Origin of the sequence: Legionella quinlivanii (assembly GCF_003265995.1) — a bacterium.
In the GTDB taxonomy this organism is placed as follows: domain Bacteria; phylum Pseudomonadota; class Gammaproteobacteria; order Legionellales; family Legionellaceae; genus Legionella_C; species Legionella_C quinlivanii_A.
In genome coordinates, this window is the sequence record NZ_MVJN01000005.1 from 319,009 (window position 1) to 340,063 (window position 21,055).

Genomic DNA, 21,055 nt, shown 5'->3' on the forward strand with positions numbered 1-21,055 from the left:
TGTCATTCCCGCGCAGGCGGGAATAACAGTTAAATTTAATTTATGGACGTGATCAACAGCCCATGTTACACCCTGTTCTTCAGGCAAGATCAGGTTTTACAGACTCTAAGGAGAGAGCTATGCCAAACTGCACCAGGATGTGCCGGTTTTTGTTTGTTATTATGCTGTGGCTGCCCTTTGGCCTTTCTGCTGCACCAGCAGTTAAAGCGATGGTAATTTTTGGCGACAGTTTGTCTGACACAGGCAATACAACCCACCTGCTTAAAGCATTGCGGCAAGATGAACATCCTGCCTTTCTGGTTAAACCTCTTAAAGTGTTTGTAATTAACAAAATGACTGAATTTGCCAATGATTACTATGTGCCGCAGGTGGTACTGGATTCAGGTATTGATTTGGTCACCCATTTTTTTGATGAGGATTTGGCCCCATTACTAGCCAATTTAATCGGTAAAGTCAGACAGGTTCCTGTATTGCCGGGTGATCCCTACTGGCAGCATCATTTCTCAAATGGCCGTATCTGGAGCGAATACCTGGCGCCAATGCTTAATGTCGATCGCGAGGATTTGCGCGTTTTCGATGATCAGGCATTTGGAGGCAGTTGGGCGGTGAGCTATGATTATCAGCTGACTGTGTGGAATTTAATCCGCCACCCAATCAATACTCTGAAAACACTGGTGGTCGGAAAATTAATTCCCCCGAGTCTTGGATTGACGATTCAATCCTATTTACTGGTCCATGAACACCTGGACAGCCAGACCATTTATTTTGTGTTCAGCGGCGCTAATGACTATGTTAACGTCTTAAAATTTGAGGACAACTATAATCCGGCGGTAATGAACAGCTATATTGACAATGTGCTGGATGGCCTGGGTTCCGGGGTAAAAAAACTGGTCAGCGCAGGAGCCACACATATCGTGGTCATAGGGTTGCCCGAAATTGGTCATATTCCCAAATTCAACCGTACCTATGACCGTCCGGTTCTTAATAACGCCATTCAGCAGCATAATGAACGCCTGGCTCTTCGAGTTGAAGAATGGCGGCTGATCATGCCTCAGGTCGACTTTCTCTTCATCCCCGTTCAGTCCTATTTTGAAAAAGCCTTAAACAATCCGGAACAGTTTGGCATAAACAATACCATGGATGCCTGCATCGATATTAAACTACCAATGTTCCATACGCTTGCCGGATCACCCTTCGCAGGAAACTACGTCCTTGAGTATTTGCAGGTTCTTCACTATCGCGACAGTAATTTTGCGGCAAGTGATAAAAATTATCATGTCTGCGATAATCCCGACGCCTATTTATTCTGGGACGAATTACATCCTACAACCCGTGTTCACCGCTATCTCGCCTATGAAATTTGTGAGGCAATGAAAGAGCATGGTTATCGAACTCAATGCCAGACACCCACAAATCTTTAGATTGTGGGGGTTTTTGTGGCATAATTTCAGGTTCTTTACAATGAATAAAAAGCCCGGTCTTGTTATATAGGCAATAATTAAAATATGAAGGAGCCATTATTATGTGTGGAATCATCGGAGCAATCTCCCAACGAGATGTGAGTCGTATTTTGCTGGAGGGTTTGCGCCGTCTGGAATATCGTGGATATGATTCAGCAGGTATTGCAGTTATCGATTCGCATAGCCGTCTGAAACGTGTTCGCATGCAAGGCAAGGTCCAGGCATTGGCAGACGCCATGCAGGAAACCGCCATTGCCGGTACGATAGGAATTGCACACACTCGCTGGGCAACTCACGGAAAACCCTGCGAACTTAATGCGCACCCTCATTTATCACATAATGAAATCGCCATAGTCCACAACGGTATTATTGAAAACCATGAAGCACTCCGGGAAGATCTAAAGACCAAAGGCTATCAATTTACTTCAGAGACCGATACAGAAGTCGCCGCTCATTTAGTCCATCACTTTTATCAGCAGCATGAAAACCTTTTGCGTGCTGTCCAGGAAGCAAGCTCTGCCATGCATGGGGCTTTTGCCATTGGCGTCATCCATCAGCAACGTCCTCATGAGCTCATTGCACTACGCAAGGGAAGCCCGCTTGTGATTGGCATAGGTATAGATGAGCTGTTTATTGCCTCAGATCCGCTGGCTTTGCGGTCGTTCGCGCAATCGGTGATTTATCTGGAAGAAGGCGATAGCGCCCGCCTGCATAAAGGACAGGTAGAACTGTTCAATGCACAGCTAAAACCAGTTAAACGCCCCCATCATCCGCTGGAAGATGATGGCCAGTCTGCCAGCAAAGGCCCCTATCGCCATTTTATGCTGAAAGAAATTTACGAACAAACCAAGGTTTTGACCGATACGCTTGAGGGCCGTATTCAAAGCATCGATATACTCAAAGCCAGTTTTGGAGACCGTGCGAATCACATTTTTCCGCAAGTCAGGCAAATTCATATTGTCGCCTGCGGCACCAGCTACCATGCCGGATTAGTCGCGCGCTATTGGCTGGAGTCTCTGACAGGCATTCCCACTCAGGTAGAAATTGCCAGCGAATATCGATACCGCGATGTTGTTGTTGAAAAAAACACTCTTTTTATCACTGTTTCTCAGTCCGGTGAAACAGCCGATACGCTGGCCGCTCTTTACAAGGCAAAAAATTCAAACTATCTGGCCACATTGTCCATTTGCAATATTGCCACCAGCACTCTGGTCAGAGAATCAGATTGTGTTTTCCTGACCCGCGCTGGATTAGAGATCGGCGTGGCATCAACCAAGGCGTTTACTACGCAATTGGCCGCCTTTTTAATGCTGGCTGCTGCATTATGTAAAGACGAAAGAGCGAATACGGTATTGCAGCAGTTGCAGGAATTGCCCTCATGCTGTGAGCGCGCTTTGCAAATGAGTAATGAAATTGAGAGCTTATCGGCATTATTCGTTTCAAAATCCCACACCCTGTTTCTGGGAAGGGGAACGCAATATCCCGTCGCTCTGGAAGGCGCACTCAAATTGAAAGAGATCTCCTACATTCATGCGGAAGCCTATCCCGCCGGTGAGCTTAAACATGGCCCTCTGGCGCTGGTTGACAAAAATATGCCGGTCATTGCCGTCGCTCCCAATGATGAATTACTTGATAAACTGAAGTCCAATCTTCATGAAGTCAGTGCACGTGGCGGCCAGCTGATTGTTTTTGCGGACGACTCTCACAAATGGCAGCCTAACGGGGCCAGACTCATTCCGGTTCCCGCCTGCGGCTCATGGATAGCCCCCATTGTTTATACCATCCCCTTGCAGTTACTTGCCTACTTTGTAGCCGTAGCCAAAGGCACGGATGTGGATCAGCCGCGCAATCTGGCCAAGTCAGTAACGGTAGAGTAATCCTGTTATTAATAAATTGAAAAGCGGTATTCGTTCTTAATTTATTGATTGAAATTCATCTGGCCCGACCGCTTACGATTGGGCCATGTAAAAAGATAAATCAATGAGTACTCCCAAATACCTGCTTATTGTATATAATCACCGCTGAAAATCTCGCAAATTAAATACTGATAAGTATATAATGCTGGCGATTTAACAGTTTTGTCTTACGGGGATGTGAATGTCACAAAAAATGCTGTCGGCTGCAACCATCATTGCACAGGAATTGAAAGTGAATGTTTCTCAGGTAGAAACCAGCATTCGCTTATTGGATGAGGGCGCCACTGTTCCTTTTATTTCCCGCTATCGTAAAGAAGTAACGGGCGGACTTGATGACAACCAATTACGGCACCTGGAATCGCGCCTCTATTATTTGCGCGAAATGGATGAACGTCGTAATGTCATTCTTCAGTCGATTAAAGAGCAGGAAAAATTAACACCCGAGCTTGAAGCCAGTATTCTTGCCGCTGACACCAAAACAAGGCTTGAGGACTTATATCTGCCCTACCGCCCCAAACGCCGCACCAAGGCACAGATTGCCCGTGAAGCAGGACTCGAGCCGCTGGCCACATCGCTCCTGGCAGATCCCAACTTATCCCCCGAACAGGAAGCGCTCAAATTCATTAATGCTGAGGCAGGCATTGAAGATGAAAAAGCAGCACTGGAAGGTGCACGACAAATCCTCATGGAGCAATTTGCAGAAAATGCTGAATTGATTAACGAGCTGCGCGAGTATTTATGGCAGCATGCTGTTTTAAAATCAACAGGCAGTGCCGCCAGTAGCGACAAGAAAAATAATGCCAGCAAATTCTCGGATTATTTTGCCTATGAAGAACCATTAAAAAAAATCCCCTCTCACCGTGCCCTGGCATTATTCCGCGGGCGTCGGGAAAGCGTTTTACAATTATCGCTTCAGCTCAATGACAATGAGAATTACGGTGAAGAGCATGTTGGCCGCTATTTCGGTATTGTTGATCAAAAACGTGCCGCTGACGCCTGGCTCCAGGAAACAGTCCGCATGACCTGGAAAATTAAATTATTCACCAAACTTGAGCTTGAATTACTGGCCCGTTTACGAGAGGCAGCGGATGAAGAAGCAATCCAGGTGTTCGCCAGAAATTTACGCGGCTTATTACTCGGTGCCCCAGCTGGACAAAAAATTACCATAGGCCTTGATCCCGGCATCCGCACCGGCGTGAAGGTGGTAGTCGTTGATATTACCGGAAAGCTGCTGGACTACACTACCATTTTTCCTTTTGCACCCCACAATGAATGGCATCAGTCTATCGCTGAGCTGGCCAAACTGGCTGCCCGTCATAATGTCAATCTACTCAGTATTGGCAATGGAACCGGCTCCAGAGACACTGAGCGCCTGGTTGCTGATCTGATGAAAATGTATCCAGATTTGAAATTGACTAAAATCGTGGTAAATGAAGCAGGGGCCTCCGTCTATTCCGCTTCTGAATTGGCGGCCAATGAGTTTCCTGATTTGGACGTGACATTACGTGGCGCTGTTTCCATTGCCAGACGCCTTCAGGATCCTCTGGCAGAGTTGGTTAAAATCGAGCCTAAGTCGATTGGTGTAGGGCAATATCAGCACGATGTAAATCAGACACGTCTGGCGCGTAGCCTTGACGCCGTGGTAGAAGACTGCGTGAATAGTGTTGGGGTCGATGTCAATACGGCCTCGGTTTCTCTGCTGACTCGCGTTTCAGGCTTAAATGAAACCTTAGCGAAAAACCTGGTGCAGTATCGCGATGAAAATGGTGTATTCAGCAGCCGTGAAGAACTGAAAAAAGTTCCGCGCATGGGAGAGAAAACCTTCCAGCAGGCTGCCGGTTTCCTGCGGATTATGAATGGCGCAAATCCCCTTGACGCCTCTTCAGTACATCCGGAAGCCTATCCTCTGGTTGAGAAAATACTGGCCAGACATAATATTGAAATCCGACAAATAATTGGAAACCATAAGCTTCTGAACAGCGTTAACGCCGCAGAGTTTGCCGATGATCAATTTGGTTTACCCACCATTCGGGATGTGCTTCGTGAGCTGGAAAAACCTGGACGCGATCCACGTCCTGAGTTCAAAACCGCCTCCTTTAAAGAGGGTGTGGAAGATATTAGCCAGCTGGAAACAGGTATGATTCTCGAAGGCGTCGTCAGCAATGTGACTAATTTTGGTGCCTTTGTCGACGTCGGTGTTCATCAGGATGGTTTAGTTCATATTTCAGCAATGACTAATCGCTTTATCAGTGACCCGCACACTATTGTAAAAGCCGGCGATATCGTCAAAGTGAAGGTGGTCGAAGTCGACAAGGAAAGACGACGAATTGGCTTAAGCATGATTCTGGATGAGGAAAAGTCAAACGTTCCGGCGAGAAAGCCCGGCAAGCCGACCGAATCAGCCAAAAACCCTGGGCCGAAAAAAATATTAAAAGGCTCTAAGCCAGCTCATGATAAGAAACAGCCCGAAAAACCAGTTAAGAAAGGGGTGTTTAATACAGCAATGGCTGATGCCCTGTCCAAATTGAAACGTGGTTCCTGATATGACTGATACTCCGCGCGGCGAAATTACCATTCAAACATTGGCCATGCCTGCCTCAACGAACGCCAACGGCGATATTTTTGGCGGCTGGATTGTTTCGCAAATGGACCTGGCAGCCGGAGTATTGGCAAAGAAGATATCTCATGGCCGCGCAGTTACCGTGGCGATTAACTCAATGACATTTCTAAAGCCCGTACACGTAGGTGATGTGGTCAGCTGTCATGTTGAGTTAGTCAAAACGGGTAAAACCTCAATGACCATCGCTGTTGAGGTTTGGGCCGAGCCTGGCGCCGCTGTATCTGGAAAATATAAAGTAACCGAAGGTATATTTGTTTTTGTAGCCATTGACGAACATGGAGCGCCAAGACAGGTACCTCAGACCCCATGACTGAAGACTTTACGAAACTAAAACAATGGATTGAGCAGATGGCGGCGTTAATTGAAAATAACGCCGATCCAGAGCCCCATTATGTGAATTCTTTTCTCCAGGAGCCTCATCTGGCTTCTCAGCTGGTTGATCTGCTTGATCATATGTCTGAAGAGAAACTGGAGGAAACACGCTCCTATTATTCAGCCTGTATCTATGCATTGGATATTTGTGTCGCTCAACTCCAGTCTGCACTGGAAAGCGGCAGTAAATCGGCGATTAAAATTCTTGATCAACTGATGTCGCATCTTGCTCGTACTATCAGAACCGCCTCGCACACGCTGAGTTTCTGGCTGCCTATTTTAAACGCCTTTTACGATGTGCATGCCGAACTGTCAGACGAGTTGCGCGATGCCTATCTTGAGCTGGCGGGGCAGGAAGAAGAAATTAGTCCTGAAGAAGAAGTTAATCATCTTAAAGCCATCCAGGATATGATTAATGAATTATCAGAGCTCAGTATTTTCGATATCGCCGAAAACTTTTTTGCTCAGAGCTATGCCATGCCGGTGGAGTTCTTTGCCGATCTGGTATTTGATCTCTACAGCATTCCGGAAGGTCAGGATATTGCCTTACTCATGTTGCTTCATCCCAAACACTTCGTTCGGGAAATAGTAATCGCAGCCCATGAGGAAATTGTTAACGGCGTGACTTTCAGCTCTGCGTCGCTGACCCGCTTGCAGGCTATCAAGAATTGGTATCCTGCAGAATATCATGAGCAGTTTAATCGCTGGATTAAAATCCAGCGGAAAAAGGGAGTCATTCTACAGCCTCCTCCTCACGGGGAAATTAAGCGAATCAAGGCCAGTGAAGTGGATGGAAGCGGCGCTCAGGGGCTATTTATTCATGTAAAACTGGGGCGAAACAACCGGCTTTGCGGCCTGCTATTCAAAGATGAAATAGGAATAAAGGATGTCTGGGTCACCCCAATAATGACCACTGCAGAAATAAATCGTTATTATGAAGAGGCCTTTGACGATAGTGTGACCTTGCGTGTGGTCGATCTTGATTACCACCGTGTAATTTGTGAGCATTTTCTGGCGATGACGCTAGCCAAAAATGAGGTTCCTGACCTGCATTTTCTTGAAATGCAGGAACTGCTTGGGGTGCATTTCACGCCGCAGGCAATCGATATTCCAGCCTTGATAGAGGACCTGTCGGTTCAAATCCATCCCTTTACTCCTGAAATTGTTGAAATGTCATTCAAGCGTTCAAAAAGCTGGTTGAAAAATAAATCATTCACCGAATCCTGGTATATCGAGAACGCCCATGTCGATAAGCTGGTCAACCGCTGCAGCAGTTTTGTCGAAGGAATCAAAGTATGTTCTATCGATGAAGCTACCGAGGAAGTGTTTTCCGAGGAGTTTGAAGCCCGCCGTGAGAAGTGGCTCTTCCATTTTTTATGGATTGCCCTCTGGTTAAAAGCCTCCAGCCGAGCCAATGAAAAACTTTGGCAAGACAGTTTTTTCATTGCACACGCCATCTTCAATGGCACTCCGCTCAAAGATATTCCGGTAATGCAGGAAATTGTCCGCCAGACAATCTACAACAGTATCGAAACAATGAACGAACGCCGCACGCATTTGAACAAAGAATAAAACACAGCACTGCTTAAATATCGGGGATTGTCACTTAAAGATAGTAGCGCTCTTCAATTAAACTCTCATAGGGTATGTGTAGTTCTTTATGTAGTTTGACAATTTGCGGTAGGGTTAAATGACGTTTTCTATTCAAAACATCACTAACGCGACTTTTCGGACCAAGAAAGGCCTCCAAATCTTTGCGAGTTAAATTCATTTGATCCATTAAAAAATGGATGGCATCAACGGGATCAGATGGAGGCATTTGATGATTTTTATTTTCATAGCCTTCAATAAGAACCAGTAGCACATCAAGCTCATCTCCTGCAGGAGTATCTTGTTTCGCGCCCCAAAGAGCCTCAACTCGCTCGAGAGCAATCTTATAATCATTCTCATTATGAATTGGCTTAATCATTTTCAACCTCCGAGGCATTCACCCGATCATACTCTTTGTGAGTACCAACAAATTTAATAAACATGGCTAACCTGGAATAATCCATAGCGCAAATAATGCGGTAGTCATGTGCTCATTGCCAGGCAATTCCCAATAATTATTAAGACGGCTCTTTGCTATTATTCTCATATCAATTATAGGTTTCCTTTTTGGTAACCTCATAGTTATCCCACCTTCCCCCTGCTGTCACTGCCATTAAGTGAAGCTCAATTGTATATTAAACTGTCCTCCCCGCGAAGGCGGGGATCTATCTCTGAGCTAGCTATAATGCCAAGTGAGAAATGGATTCCCGCATTCGCGGGAATGACAAATTTCCTTAACTTAGGACAGTCGCCTTGCTCTTTCCCACTCGCGTTGCGATTTCCCACCCCGTAAACATTACGGGGCGTAGTCAATACGGGAACAAAAAACAATCGAAAGTGAATATTATTAACTCATCATTTATTTGCGATGAGGTCAATCATGAAAATCGTTTTATTAACTGGCGCACCCGGCAGCGGTAAAAGTACTCAGGGCAACGCCTTAATGGCATTGAACAGCAAGTTCAAGCATTTGTCTCTGGGCGAAGTGGTTCGTCGTTATCTCGAAAATCCCGAACATCCGATCACTAAAGAATACAAATCACTGATAAGTGCTGGAAATTTATTGCCAGATCAGGTTATTAAACAGATCCTGGCTGAAGAATTAGCCGCAATTACTGACCAGGATAGCGTTATTTTGCTCGATGGCTATCCACGCACCGAGGCACAATACCAGGACTTCGTTGAAGGATGGGGGGGAACCTGCAGCTTTAATTCATCTGGATATCGACCAGGAAACACTTAAAGAGCGTCTGACAGCTCGTGAGGATTCTCGCTGTGATGATAATCAGGATGCAATTCAAAGACGTTTGAATTTTTACCAGCAAACTACTCTGCCCTTGATCAGTCAAATCAAGGAAAATCTCGGCAAAAAAGCAATCAGTATCCACAGTGCAGAGGCCATTCGACCCACCAGCCTTTTTATTTATGCTAATTTGCAGCGAATCGATGAAGTCCATACTGTCTTGCAAAAGACCAATGAAGTTCCAGCACAACAACCCGTTATTGACAGCGAAATAAGACCTGTCGGCTTAAGTTCTGTTTTATCGCAACTGTGGAAAACCGGCATCGAGTACAAATCAATCAAGTCCTTGCAGGAAAATTACAAGACACAGAATTTATCCTTTTCTCTGTTTAATAAAAAAATGGTGTATCTTGAAACCGCAGCTGAAGTAAGAAAAGTACTGGAATCTAAAAGCCATTTAGGTCATGTGTATCGTCATTTCTCACAGGCTGCCGGCTTGAAATACGAGTTTGTCGCCACTGATTCTGGCGATGACCGTCATTTTGTCAATCAGCAACAGCAGGTGAATGTATGGAAATTAATCCATAGTGCATTTGGGCAAACGATTAAGAGTGATCGGCAACGCATTGAACGTTTAATTGATGAGCACCTGGATCGCCATTTTTTCGCCACAAAAACCTTTGAACTGGATACAGCATTCGATACATTTTTCAGCAGCTTCTGGTCAGAATATCTTTTTGGAAACAATGTATCTTTGGAAGCTTATCAGCATACACGTCATCAGATACTGTCAGCAATGAAGCAATGCTTTTATAGCAATTATTACAAAAGCCTGGATCCAAGCGGCTTAACGTCCTGGCTCTATGAACTGCCCGTCAATAAAGAACTGCAGACCGCTAAAAAAGCGATTCAGGAATATATCGGCAAAGCCACAAGTCAGTCGATGGTCAAACGCTTTGAGGCGGATTTAAATTATTTTAATGAAAAAGAGCAATTGGGTCTGGATGCGAAAACAATCGCTGCGATTGTTTCTGATTGTGTGTTTGATCTGATTTTTGAACCTGACTTTCTTGAGAATGTCATGTATGAAGCGCTTGCCATAGCCGTCAAAGAACATGCTGATCTTCGCGATCCACTAGTGCGCGCCCGCATCTATGAACAAGGACTGGATAAAGGCTATCTCTTCCCTATACGCACCCGCATTCTGGATGAAGATATCCAATTGGCGGACGGTACCAGCCTAGCCGCAGGCACAATGGCCTGTCTGAACCTAAAGCAAGCGGGCATTTATCATTCGGCGGGCGCAAGACGCTGTGTGGGGCAGGCTTATACGCATTATTTTAAAGAACATTTTTTCAACCGCATTGAAGCCGTTGACTTTAAGATAAAGGCAGTCACTGAGCCTGCAGACAGGCAGATAGGTAATGAAAATGTACCCGTTTCACCAGAGCGATATCTGGTGAGCTGGAAGTTAAAGCGAGATGAAGCCATGCGCAATATGTCTCATCACGCTTATAAGGGAAATCGCTTCTTTGATGTATTAAAGTTACATGAAAATGCCGGTTTGAATACCCATATGGTCAGACAGATGACATTAAAAATTCAGCGGCATATAGAGAAAAACAATCTGGCCTGGAAAGATGTGGTTATTGCTACCGCTGAGGTGCGCGGGATTCCCATTGCCTCTCAGGTTGCCGGTCAATTGCAACTGCCTCTTTACACTATTCGCAAAAAAGGCGGATATAAGATGCCTGATGAAGCAGTGCAACGCGAAAATATACAAAAAGGCTATGGTGATCCGGATGTCCTCGAGCTTCCTACTGATAAGATTAAATCTCTGGCAGGCAAAACGGTTATTTTTCTGGATGATGGTATAGCAAGTGGCGAAAGCGCCGAAGCTTGTATCAAACTACTGGAAAAGCCTGTTTCCGAAGGCAAGAAGCCTGCAGTGGTTAAAATGGTTATGGCATTGTTACAGCACGATTATGTACAAACAAGCAAATTATCACAGCTCCCTCTGGTAAAAACCTTGTTTGATTGCCGTTCCAAGGCAGCGGTGGTATCTGAAACCAATCAGACTTCAGAACAGACTGGTTTAATTATTCGATAACACCGTACATTAAACCGTTACCCCCCTCACAGCATTGTTGCGTAAATAGAACCACGCAACTAATTTGTCGTCTTTGCGAACTGCGAACAAAGTGAAGCAATCCAGATCGGAACTCGAACAAAGTAAGGAGCTGGTTTGCTTCGCTAACGCTCGCAAAGACAGTTTTTTGTGCTCCAATCTTCATTTATGCAACAATGCCTCCCCGCGCAGACGGAGATTCATCTTCAAGCTCGCTATAATGCCAGCTGTGGCATGTTTCCGCACGCGCCGGAATAATGAGTAGAGTAGTGCGAAAAAATAGTAAGCTCCTTTTGCCGCACTTTTGCCTAAGCGAATATTAATGTAACCAGAAAAGATTAACCCAGACATACAAAGCAATCATGCCAATTACGGGAATTATTAAAAAAGCAAGAAACACATGGGTTTGTATACGGTTTTCAGCACTTGCGCGATAGAACTTTCTGAGCTTTTTAAAAAGAGCCATGTCATACCTCGTTTCATTAAAGAGAATCGCAGCCGTCAAGCGAAGGCTTGCAGTTATTTCTCTCATAGTCTTCAGTATAACATCCTCTGCTTAAATAAGGGGTTTCTTTCCATAAAACTCCAGAAAGGCACGTACTTTTGGCAACTCATAATCATAGGCCTGGTAAAACAGATAAATTTTATAGTTTTTAAATTCTAGCTTGGGTAATATTTGAATTAACTCGCCACTATTCAGTTCATTTTTCACTAATAAATCACCCGTCAGAAACAGGCCATGTCCATCTTTACAGGCTTGATTAAGTGCGTCGAATTCGTTAATTAATAAGACCGGCCGGTTGATTGAAATAGTGCTTCCATCAGCCAGGGGAAGCTGATGGTGTGGCTGCCTCAACGTATGAGAAATAAAATGAGCATTGGCAAGATCTCCTTTACTGGCAGGCAAACCATAACGCTGCACATAACTGGGAGCGGCGCAAAGAATATTCTTAACGGTAGATACATAGCGTGCTTTTAAATTATTAGTGTAAGGAGGAATTTCAGGAAAACCCATCATAATATCTGCCTTGGCGTCTGCCAAATCGTCATCTTCTTCAGTCAAAATGAGTTCCAATTCAATTTTTGGAAAACGCTCTCTGAAATCCTTCAAATGAGCGAATAGCCATTTCCTGGCCAGGATTGTTGAAACTAAAACCCGCAAACTTCCCTGAGGCTCTGCGCGTCTGTTCTCAATAAACTGATCCAGTTTGTTGATTTCATTTTCAATAAGCCGGCATCGCTGGTATAGCCTTTCTCCCATTTCCGTCAGGATGACGCGACGAGTACTGCGCTTGAAGAGCTGAATCCCAATTTGCTGCTCCAATCCTTTAATTTGCTTGCTTAGCGCGGTAGGAGTAATGTGCAAACTGGCTGCTGCACTGGCAAAATGCAGTGTTTCTGCCGCTTTAATAAAGCACTGTAGCGACTGATTAATTCTCATAATGGGCTCCGATTAATATGAACCTATGGTTCATAAATTATGAAAAACAAATCGTTTTATAAAGCGTATACCATCAATCTATAATGTCCATAGATAAACGAAGGAGTTAAACAAATGAGCTATCAATTCCATCATGTGGGTATTCCAACTACTGAAGTCCGCCCTGGCGAGCGATATAGTGCCCCGTTTAAAATGTATACCTCGGGCGGAGAGGCTCCAACTCGTATCCAGTACCATCGCTTTGAAGAAGGCTGCCCTTTGCATCCACTGCTACAGACCAAACCTCATGTCGCATTCAAAGTCGATAGCATTGATGAGGCGATCCGGGGAAAAAATGTCATTCTGGGGCCTTATTTTCCTTTTGAGGGTTTTAAAGTAGCGGCGATTGAAGAAAATGGCTGGCCTATCGAATTTATTGAGACCAGTCTGTCTGAAGAAGAAATTTGGGGTGGAAGCGCTTATAAAAATTCGGTAATTTATCCCGAGAGTGAATAGATGCCAGTGCATTAAATCGCATCCTGTGGATAAGTTTGTTCATAAAATTAGTAAAGCATTCTAATTATGTATGAAATAATAGACAACTAATTGATAAAATACATTTTTTATAATTAGTCCGTGAGCAACAGCTCTGTGGATAAGTTTGTTAATACTTTCCTGTTTGTTTTAATAAACTGAAACTTATAGTAATGCATCTCTGACAGAACAGCGAGTCTGCATCATTGCTGGCCTGGTCAGTTGGTTCAATTGTTGGATTAATAAGGAAAATTATGGCCGCTTCAGAAGACAAAGTGTTTGATGATCTCTTTGTACAAATTTCCAAAAACTATCGTAACCTTTTAAAGACCAATCTTGCGGTGTATTTAAATGAGTTTCCCGATTTTCCTGAACTTCTTGAATTGCTAAAGAAAAAAGGCTTTTTTAAGGAGAAGGAAGCAATTTCTTATACAGCCGCAGACTTTATCAAATCCTTAAATTTAAGCGTGCAACAATTGCAGGCCACACCGGTCGAGCTGCTTGCCTCTTCCTCGCCCATTCTTGATGAAGCAAAAGAATATACTTTCCCTGCCGAATTGAGCGATCTTCATCAGGCATTGAATTGTTATGTGGAATTAATTACTGATGTTCTGCAAAATAAACTGGCCCAAAAGCCCTATGAAAATCCGGGCGCTCAGGAGAATGTCACCGAGCAGGAGCATGCGCTTGAAGCGGGTAAGCTGAGCCTGATATTACTGAACCGATTAGAGTATGCCCTGGCCCTGCTATTTCATGACATAGCCCGTCCATCCATAAATGATCCTGTATATGGTCATTCCAGGCATTGTCAGGAGGGAAGTGATATCCTGGCACCACTCGGTTTAAGTCTGGATTACGCAGGTCATCATGCATTTGCCAAGTATTTACTTTATCTATGCTGCCCTTCATATAAACAATTGATTAGCAATACTTCCAAATCCACCTTAAAAATTCAGGAACAAGGGCTTTCGGCAGAAATTGAGGATTTGAACAGCATGGATGTGCAAAGCCTTGCTAAAACATTTTACATGCTAATGTTTATGAGATTAATAGATGATGAGAGTAAGGTTTCAATCATTGACCTAAAAAGGCAGTTGCGGGGCCGACCGCTCGATTTTTTTGATGCAGAAACGATTCAAACCCTGGTTTGCAGGCAACTTGGAAGACATCTGCAGGAGCGGCTGACCAAAGGCGAAGCCATTCAGGAAGTTAGAGATGCAATGGAATTGAAGCTTAACAAAGCTTTCACGTTGCTATTACGTGCCAGAGACGCGAGCAATGCTCCTCAGTTGTATGAAAAATATAAGTCTGTTTTAGATGAAATAAAACCTGCTAGCTTGTCTGCTCAAGCGCAGATGACCATTTAGTGATAGTCTTTGCGAGCGTTAGCGAAGCAATCCAGTGCCTTGGTTTGTTCAAGTTTCATTCTGGATTGCTTCACTTCGTTCGCACGGACGGTAGGTTAGCGGCTTGGAGCTATTTACGCAACAAAGCCCGCAATAACCGGTCAACCGGGCAGCTCATACAGCAGGCTTCTAATGCTGAGATCTGCTCGGCATGGTACCATAGTGTTTATGAATCGCAGTCATCCAGCTTGGATTAGACATATCTGGCCAGTGATCTTTATCGAATCCCGGGGACTTCTTCAAGGTTTCTTTATCGACACTGATAACAAAGCAATCCTGGGCCGGATCATAGGAGAAAATACTCCAGGGCATCGCAAAAAGCTTATCACCCATCCCGAGGAAACCACCAAAAGACAATACTACATAGGCCACTTGTCCCTGATATTTATCGAGCATTAAAGCCTCGATTTTCCCCAGACTGTCTCCTTCACGATTCTTTACATCCACACCGATCACATTGTCGGCGTTTACAATTTGTCTGCTCATAACTAATCTCCCTTTAGCAAATAAAAAAGCCTCAAATCAATCAACCGTTGCTTTTGCTTTCCGAAGTGGGTTTTTAAGTGAAGATACAAAGAATATGATGAGCAAAAGCGAAAGAAATAAAGCTTTTTCAGTTATCCATATGGTTGCAGTATATTTTGAACCTCCTTGCCAATTGACTATAAAACAACCCAATCAATTAAATTTTAGACCATTTAACCCGTAAATACCATGCATAGTTCAACAGGCCAGGAGCGGATGAGCGCAGACCAGAGCGATTGGCATCGTTTGAACATGCTGTATAATTTTGCAAGCGGAGTCATGTTACTAATTTTTCTTTAACGAAAAGGATACGTTGTGAAAACTTTCAAACCCCAAGTAAATAAAGCACTGGACGCAAAAAAGAGAGAACAGACTTGTCTGGCAATCAATAAGCAGCTTGGCAAATATCAACATTTCAAACTGGATGAGATTCTTTCATTACCAGACGAAGAGCTAGTGGCTCTGGAGAACTTCTTACAGGATATATTCACCAACAAAGAGATTTTACGTCGATTCAATGTGACAATGCTCTACCATTTCAGCAAGATTCAGCAATTACGAACCCCCTGGTCAGGGTTTTGCAATTTTAGTGATCTCGCTTCCTTATCAAAAGACGGGCTAGGGTTTCTATTAAATTTTGTCCTCCAGTCTCCGCATAGGCAAGGCAGTATGCAACTGGCATTTGCTGAGGCATTGGTAATGGTTAAATCCTTACGTCCTGCCCAACTTGCATTTCTGCACTCACTCCCCTGTGACTTCTATCCACTGGTATTAAAGGATAACACTGTAAACTTAAAAACTTTGAACCTTTTGTGCAGGCTTTCCGCTTCGGCAAAAACTGTCCTCTTTTCTCAGACAGCCAATGGGGATTTATTTCATTCGATACAATCTATTGCTCAAAGGCGCTTTATCGATAGTGAGCGTCTCGAGCTCCTGTTTAATAGTCATTACATACTTAGTAAAGAATCCTTTAGCAATTCGCCTGAATTAGACATTCTTTTGAATAGCAAGCTGCCTGCAGAGCAATTAAAACCTCTTTTTTGGCTCCCCAAAGAAGAGGCGGCTGCTCGCATACCTATTATTCTGAGCGCTCAGGGAGTCGAGTGTCATCGTCAGGCTTATTGTGATTTTTTAACTCAGCTTGAAGTCTGTCCCGAAATTTTGTCTTTTTATCAACAGTTCTTATTAAATGTTAAACGGCCCTCCGATGAGAAAGAGCGGGGGCTATTCTCTAGCCCGCAATTTGTGAAGGCTTACAAAAAGAATTTTTTTGATATCGACTATTTAACAGGCTGCACCACGGCTGAAATGAAATTGCTTGCTAACTGTTGTGAAAGAGCCAGTCAGAAGAGCATTCGTAACGTCTGGGATCCAAGATTTGCTGCCTTTATGCGAGCCCAGGAGACGCAGGCAAGCAGTAATCATCGCCTGATGCCTGCCCCCTCCCCGATTTGCGCGGCACCTAAAGCCTGCATTAAATCCTTAGCAATCTGAGCCTGCAACAAGGGAACCGGTTGCCTGCAACCGGCTGGCCACGTCATCTCGAACGAAGCGAGAGATCTTCTGAATCCTGGTTTGTGCCAGCCTTCGGAGATCTCTCACTGCGTTCGAGATGACGGCGTGCTTGCGAGTGACACAGTTTAATGAACATTCTCTCAATTACTGGATCTGCTTGTTATAACGGTCATACTCCTGAACAAAGAAATCATTGAGATCACGCATATCCAAAACCGAACCGTTATAGGCCATAAAATCAGTCTTCATGTCAGGAATATTATAAAAGTAAATATTACTCGAATCGCTGGCGAGCGTATGCTGGCGTTTAATCGTACTTAATTCAGCGACAGAATTCCCGTAGGTTTTCACAAATGCTCTCTTGGCACGTAAGTAGCGGCCATTAAACCGGGCAGAATCTTTCAGGCAGACATCAATTTTATTAGCCACACCGCCCAGCTGAATAAAGGTTTGTCCGCCAGCTCTGATGGTCAGAGTATCACTTTTTATCCAGTACATGCTTAAAGCGCCATCACCCTCCAAATCAAGCGTATTTATCCTCTCAACGCCAGCTAGCTTAACCCGTGGTTTACCAGACATACGCAGGTGCAGATTGCGCGATTGCACCCCGTTAATTTCGGTATATCCGCCTCCCTTCACCTCCAGCACGCCGACATTAATGTGCCCCCCCAGTACTGTCCTGCCTTCATTTTCCAGATAAAGATCAAGAAGCCCTGAATTTAATCGCGGCCCGGTCACAATTCCTGCGCCTTCATAGCGGAAGGTATTTAGAAAGCGCCCGCGAATATCCACGGTCACGCTGCCATAGCGTGGATATCCACTGCCTAAATTCACCACCAGCGTATAGTTCTGGACTTGGGTACTTACCTGCACCAAATCCCGGGGATCACCATGTAAAATAACCTGAGGCTTTGAATAGCCGGTATGCAGCACCACATTCAGGCGGCCGCTAGCTGATACCTTATTAAAGGAAGGCATAGCTCGCGTCTGCTGGGTTTTATTCACCGGTACAGGCGGCTGTTCTGTAGAGTTCACAGTAGAGTGCCTGCAGGCTGACAGGAGAAATAAAATGCAAATCAGGGAGATAACACGGGTTAACATAAGCCGACATTCCATACCAGGTTAAGCTCCTACATTAGAATAACTTGGAAAATTGCGCAAGCAATTATCGTTTACTTTGATATAAGGCAACCTGCCCCGCGCAGGGGCAAGCATTTATATTTAATACCAGGACTCGCTGTTAAAATCAGAGATACCCACTTTAGCCGGACATCCTTCATAACGCTTGGCGTCAGGCGCTCGTTCAACCAACTCTGCCAAAGAATCCTGTTCGGGAATTAAGGCGGGTAATTGTACAAAAATATCAACCAACATCCCATTTTTACAGCCCAGATATACCTTTCTGGTGCTGGCGTTTCCAAAAGAGAGGCGCACCAGCTCCTGCAATTGCAATCGATCCACCGTTTCGCCGACATGCTCGTGTAAAAACTTTCCTAAAGCCGTTTCTTCCATGTCTTCAGTCAGGCGAATTGCCAAAGCAAAATATTCGTCTGCGGATAACAATTGACAGCTTCCGTGCTTATACCATTCGTGGCGCTCCAGACAGCTGCCATGAGAGTAACTGGGCATAAAATATTTGAGTGAAGCAGATACTGGTTCTTTCAAACTCAGGGGCGGGTAATCGCAATGATTCGTGCGAGGACTCGTACCGCAGAAGCCATAATGCTCGCCGCATTGTTCCTGATTTGGCCATAAGCCATGTAAAACCAGATGACTGGCCTGGTATGAGCGAGAGGGCAAATGAAGGCATTCCGGTTTCCCGGCTTCATAACCATAGGTCTGACAGAATGCAGGCTGCCAGCTAAATGCAAGCACATAGGAATCCGCAAGCCCGGGACTTTGCTGACAACGTGGAGCAGGGCTTGGATGATAGGAAGAATCGCCGCAGTCACTACTTACCCAGCGAAGCGGCGTTGCGTTATCAGGTAGATACAGGCGAAACCAGTCCGGATTATGCTCACGATTAATTTCCCTGATTTCGAAAACCTGTCCCGGCTGTAAATACACGTTGTCAGGATTGGTTTTTTTGTTTTTTGAAATATACGCAGGACAGGTTTTTTCTATGGTGAAACTGCCGGATGCCGGCGCTGCCAGAGCAATTGAAGGGAAAAGTCCGAAAAAAAATACAAAAATCCATGTACGCATAAATCCATCCATTTTCTATTGGTGTTTGAGTATAAACTGATTTACCGATTTGGCAAAAACTCTTATTTATCAATATAAAAAGGAAGGCCTTCACGAATGACAAAAAACTGTTTCTCTGTCAGCCCATATTTTTTGCGGGCTAAAGCCAGATCATTGACGGGCTGATTAAAATCTTCTGCACCTAATTGAAAGGTTCCCCAATGAATGCCAATTGATCTATGGCTGCCTAAGTCCAGGTGCGCTCGAACAGCATCCGACGGATTCAAATGATAAGGTTTGGCCAGTGAACGCGGTTCATAGGCTCCAATTGGTAAAAATGCGAGCTGTGGCGTTCCCCATTTCTTTCTGATTTCTTTAAAATGCCCGAAATAGCCCGTGTCCCCGGCAAAATAAATTTTTCTGCCGCTAATTTCCACACCAAAGGATCCCCAAAGTGTTTTATTGAGATCATAAAGCCAGCGCTGCGAATCATGATGAGCGGGTAAAAGGCTGATTTTCGTCTCTTTTACATTCACAGATTGCCACCAGTCCAATTCAGTGACCTGTTTAACTCCATTTCGCTCCAAAAATACCTTATTACCCAAAGGGACAATAAATTGAGGATGGTATTTCTGTTGCAATTTCTTAATGGTTCCCAAATCCATATGATCGTAGTGATTGTGGCTTATGAGCACCAGATCAACAGTTGGCAGCCTGTCAAATGAAAGGCCAGGCTCGCGATGCCTTGCAGGTCCAATCCACTGAAAGGGGCTCGCACGATAAGAATAGATCGGATCAATCAGGATATTAATTTTTTTGCTTTGAATAAGTACTGTGGAATGATTAATAAAGGTAACCATTGCACCATCGGGATAGTTTGCCGGTAATAGCGGATAAGAAATTTCGGGTAAGCTTGCAGGCCATTGATTTTGCAGCACGGAAATCCATAGATTGACCAGGTCATAATTTCCGTTGCGTTTTTTACCTTTCTCGTCCGGATTATAAAAGGTTTTACCATCAAAATGGTCCGAAGGAGGCCCTTTATAAAACCCGGTCTGACAGCCAGATAAAAGACAAATAATAACAAGCCATAGAATTTTCAAAATGACTTCCATTTCAATAGGATTCCAGATGGGATTAGATTTTTGACTACAGCCCGGAGCTTAAGAGCGATAAAAGCACTCTATCATACCTGCAGGAATTCGCAGGCTCAATATGTTGAGCTTAAAATTAATAAACAGGGGATAATCATTCCCCCCTTATTTTTGAGTAAAGAATAAGAGGGGACGATTTCAGAAAAAACTCAGAATACTTAAGGCCTAAAACATTAGACCGCAGTAACTTCCTCAGCTTGCAAGCCTTTTGGGCCTTTAGTTACCAGGAATTTTACACGTTGGCCTTCATGCAGTGTTTTACGACCAGATGTTCCTACGATTGAACGAAAATGTACGAACACATCATCTTGGCCATTGTCACGGCTGATAAAACCATAACCCTTGTCATCGTTAAACCATTTAACGGAACCAGTTTCTACTATAGCAGACATTATACTTTCCAAAAAAAATTAAACATAAACCTGTACAAGCAAACGAGCCTGAATTGCCGTTGACAGAACGCGATATTTTCACTACTTTGGAAACACAAAAGGAGGGATTTTTCACGAATAACGCTCATTCAATCTTGAACACTTGATACAAGTGATTACATTATAACTTACTGAAGTTTAAATAGCGAGAATTGCGACTAAATTATTTATAACTTTACAATTATTCAGTAGGTCGGGCGCTTCGCCCGACAATTTCCTTTTTTTTGCTTTCTAAAATTGAACTGGCTTGTTTAAGCATTCATAAACCTATCAACCTAATGCTCTTTTGCTAAATTTGATGAAAATGAATGTCGGGCGAAGCGCCCATAGCCGTCAGGCTAAGGAACTAAAATCCCTCCCCCGGGGAGGGAGCTGGCTCCCAATCGGGTTTCTTTTTTACATTTTTTATAGCAAAGCAAGCGAGACTTTCATAAAAGGAATGGATAAACGATTTTAGGCGATAGACAGAGACTAGAGCAGAAGCTAGTTCTGAGACGTTGATGATTAGGAGTTTACAGGCTTTGTAAAAGGAAAATTCTATATTGTTATGGTTTTTT

General features: G+C 44.2%; 19 protein-coding genes. 10 read left to right on the plus strand and 9 right to left on the minus strand.

The genetic code is table 11. The annotated features are described in order from the left end of the window. Positions 1-119 precede the first annotated feature (119 nt). The 5 genes from plaC to B1207_RS08315 all read left to right on the plus strand — a co-directional run bounded on the left by plaC (position 120) and on the right by B1207_RS08315 (position 7,940). Positions 120-1,421 carry a lysophospholipase/glycerophospholipid:cholesterol acyltransferase PlaC gene (gene plaC / locus B1207_RS08295; RefSeq protein ID WP_112219515.1) on the plus strand — a complete coding sequence of 434 codons (1,302 nt, stop codon included), beginning with the start codon at positions 120-122 and terminating at the stop codon, positions 1,419-1,421. A 101-nt stretch (positions 1,422-1,522) separates the two neighbouring features. Beyond that, a complete protein-coding gene (glmS, locus tag B1207_RS08300) occupies positions 1,523-3,337 on the plus strand; it encodes a glutamine--fructose-6-phosphate transaminase (isomerizing) (protein WP_112219516.1) in 1,815 nt (604 codons plus the stop codon). Between the two features lie 220 nt (positions 3,338-3,557). Then, complete coding sequence (locus B1207_RS08305) at positions 3,558-5,918, plus strand: Tex family protein (RefSeq protein ID WP_112219517.1); 2,361 nt, start codon at positions 3,558-3,560, stop codon at positions 5,916-5,918. Between the two features lies 1 nt (position 5,919). Beyond that, positions 5,920-6,306, plus strand: coding sequence for an acyl-CoA thioester hydrolase YciA (yciA, locus tag B1207_RS08310; RefSeq protein WP_112219518.1), 387 nt, complete (start codon positions 5,920-5,922; stop codon positions 6,304-6,306). Next, entirely contained in the window at positions 6,303-7,940 is a 1,638-nt protein-coding gene (locus B1207_RS08315) for a hypothetical protein (RefSeq protein ID WP_112219519.1), read from the plus strand. The genes yciA and B1207_RS08315 overlap by 4 nt, the downstream gene beginning before the upstream one ends. Before the next feature lie 34 nt (positions 7,941-7,974). Here the strand turns inward: B1207_RS08315 and B1207_RS08320 are convergent, their stop codons facing one another. Both B1207_RS08320 and B1207_RS16200 read right to left on the minus strand, forming a co-directional pair. Then, positions 7,975-8,337, minus strand: a complete 363-nt coding sequence (locus B1207_RS08320; RefSeq protein ID WP_112219520.1) for a helix-turn-helix domain-containing protein — start codon at positions 8,335-8,337, stop codon at positions 7,975-7,977. Then, the gene (locus B1207_RS16200; RefSeq protein WP_112219521.1) at positions 8,330-8,422 is read right to left on the minus strand and encodes a type II toxin-antitoxin system HigB family toxin; all 93 of its coding nucleotides are present in this window, start codon (positions 8,420-8,422) and stop codon (positions 8,330-8,332) included. The genes B1207_RS08320 and B1207_RS16200 overlap by 8 nt, the downstream gene beginning before the upstream one ends. A 416-nt stretch (positions 8,423-8,838) precedes the next feature. Between B1207_RS16200 and B1207_RS08330 the strand changes: the two genes are divergently transcribed. Together B1207_RS08330 and B1207_RS08335 are read left to right on the plus strand one after the other, a co-directional pair. Then, the gene (locus B1207_RS08330; protein ID WP_172458209.1) at positions 8,839-9,201 is read left to right on the plus strand and encodes an adenylate kinase family protein; all 363 of its coding nucleotides are present in this window, start codon (positions 8,839-8,841) and stop codon (positions 9,199-9,201) included. Next, positions 9,140-11,311, plus strand: a complete 2,172-nt coding sequence (locus tag B1207_RS08335; RefSeq protein WP_172458211.1) for a phosphoribosyltransferase family protein — start codon at positions 9,140-9,142, stop codon at positions 11,309-11,311. Before B1207_RS08330 ends, B1207_RS08335 begins: the two co-directional genes overlap by 62 nt. A 337-nt stretch (positions 11,312-11,648) precedes the next feature. On the opposite strand, the gene B1207_RS08340 is transcribed toward B1207_RS08335, so the two are convergent. Next, positions 11,649-11,861, minus strand: coding sequence for a hypothetical protein (locus tag B1207_RS08340; RefSeq protein WP_112219524.1), 213 nt, complete (start codon positions 11,859-11,861; stop codon positions 11,649-11,651). Positions 11,862-11,885: 24 nt separating this feature from the next. Further along, entirely contained in the window at positions 11,886-12,770 is an 885-nt protein-coding gene (locus B1207_RS08345; protein WP_112219525.1) for a LysR family transcriptional regulator, read from the minus strand. Between the two features lie 114 nt (positions 12,771-12,884). Between B1207_RS08345 and B1207_RS08350 the strand changes: the two genes are divergently transcribed. Then, positions 12,885-13,265: a helicase gene (locus B1207_RS08350; protein ID WP_112219526.1), complete on the plus strand. Its 381-nt coding sequence runs from the start codon at positions 12,885-12,887 to the stop codon at positions 13,263-13,265. Between the two features lie 272 nt (positions 13,266-13,537). Next, positions 13,538-14,650, plus strand: coding sequence for a hypothetical protein (locus B1207_RS08355; RefSeq protein ID WP_112219527.1), 1,113 nt, complete (start codon positions 13,538-13,540; stop codon positions 14,648-14,650). Between the two features lie 168 nt (positions 14,651-14,818). Here the strand turns inward: B1207_RS08355 and B1207_RS08360 are convergent, their stop codons facing one another. Then, entirely contained in the window at positions 14,819-15,175 is a 357-nt protein-coding gene (locus B1207_RS08360) for a PRC-barrel domain-containing protein (protein ID WP_058507056.1), read from the minus strand. Positions 15,176-15,529: 354 nt separating this feature from the next. Between B1207_RS08360 and B1207_RS08365 the strand changes: the two genes are divergently transcribed. Then, positions 15,530-16,708, plus strand: a complete 1,179-nt coding sequence (locus tag B1207_RS08365) for a hypothetical protein (RefSeq protein WP_112219528.1) — start codon at positions 15,530-15,532, stop codon at positions 16,706-16,708. A gap of 165 nt (positions 16,709-16,873) precedes the next feature. Here the strand turns inward: B1207_RS08365 and B1207_RS08370 are convergent, their stop codons facing one another. From B1207_RS08370 to B1207_RS08385, 4 genes are all read right to left on the minus strand, one after another. Beyond that, positions 16,874-17,764, minus strand: a complete 891-nt coding sequence (locus tag B1207_RS08370) for a GIN domain-containing protein (RefSeq protein ID WP_253255811.1) — start codon at positions 17,762-17,764, stop codon at positions 16,874-16,876. A gap of 186 nt (positions 17,765-17,950) precedes the next feature. Further along, positions 17,951-18,934: a ribonuclease T2 family protein gene (locus B1207_RS08375; protein ID WP_112219530.1), complete on the minus strand. Its 984-nt coding sequence runs from the start codon at positions 18,932-18,934 to the stop codon at positions 17,951-17,953. A 62-nt stretch (positions 18,935-18,996) separates the two neighbouring features. Then, complete coding sequence (locus B1207_RS08380) at positions 18,997-20,028, minus strand: MBL fold metallo-hydrolase (protein ID WP_112219531.1); 1,032 nt, start codon at positions 20,026-20,028, stop codon at positions 18,997-18,999. 212 nt (positions 20,029-20,240) lie between these two features. Further along, the gene (locus B1207_RS08385; protein WP_058507051.1) at positions 20,241-20,459 is read right to left on the minus strand and encodes a cold-shock protein; all 219 of its coding nucleotides are present in this window, start codon (positions 20,457-20,459) and stop codon (positions 20,241-20,243) included. Positions 20,460-21,055: the final 596 nt, after the last annotated feature.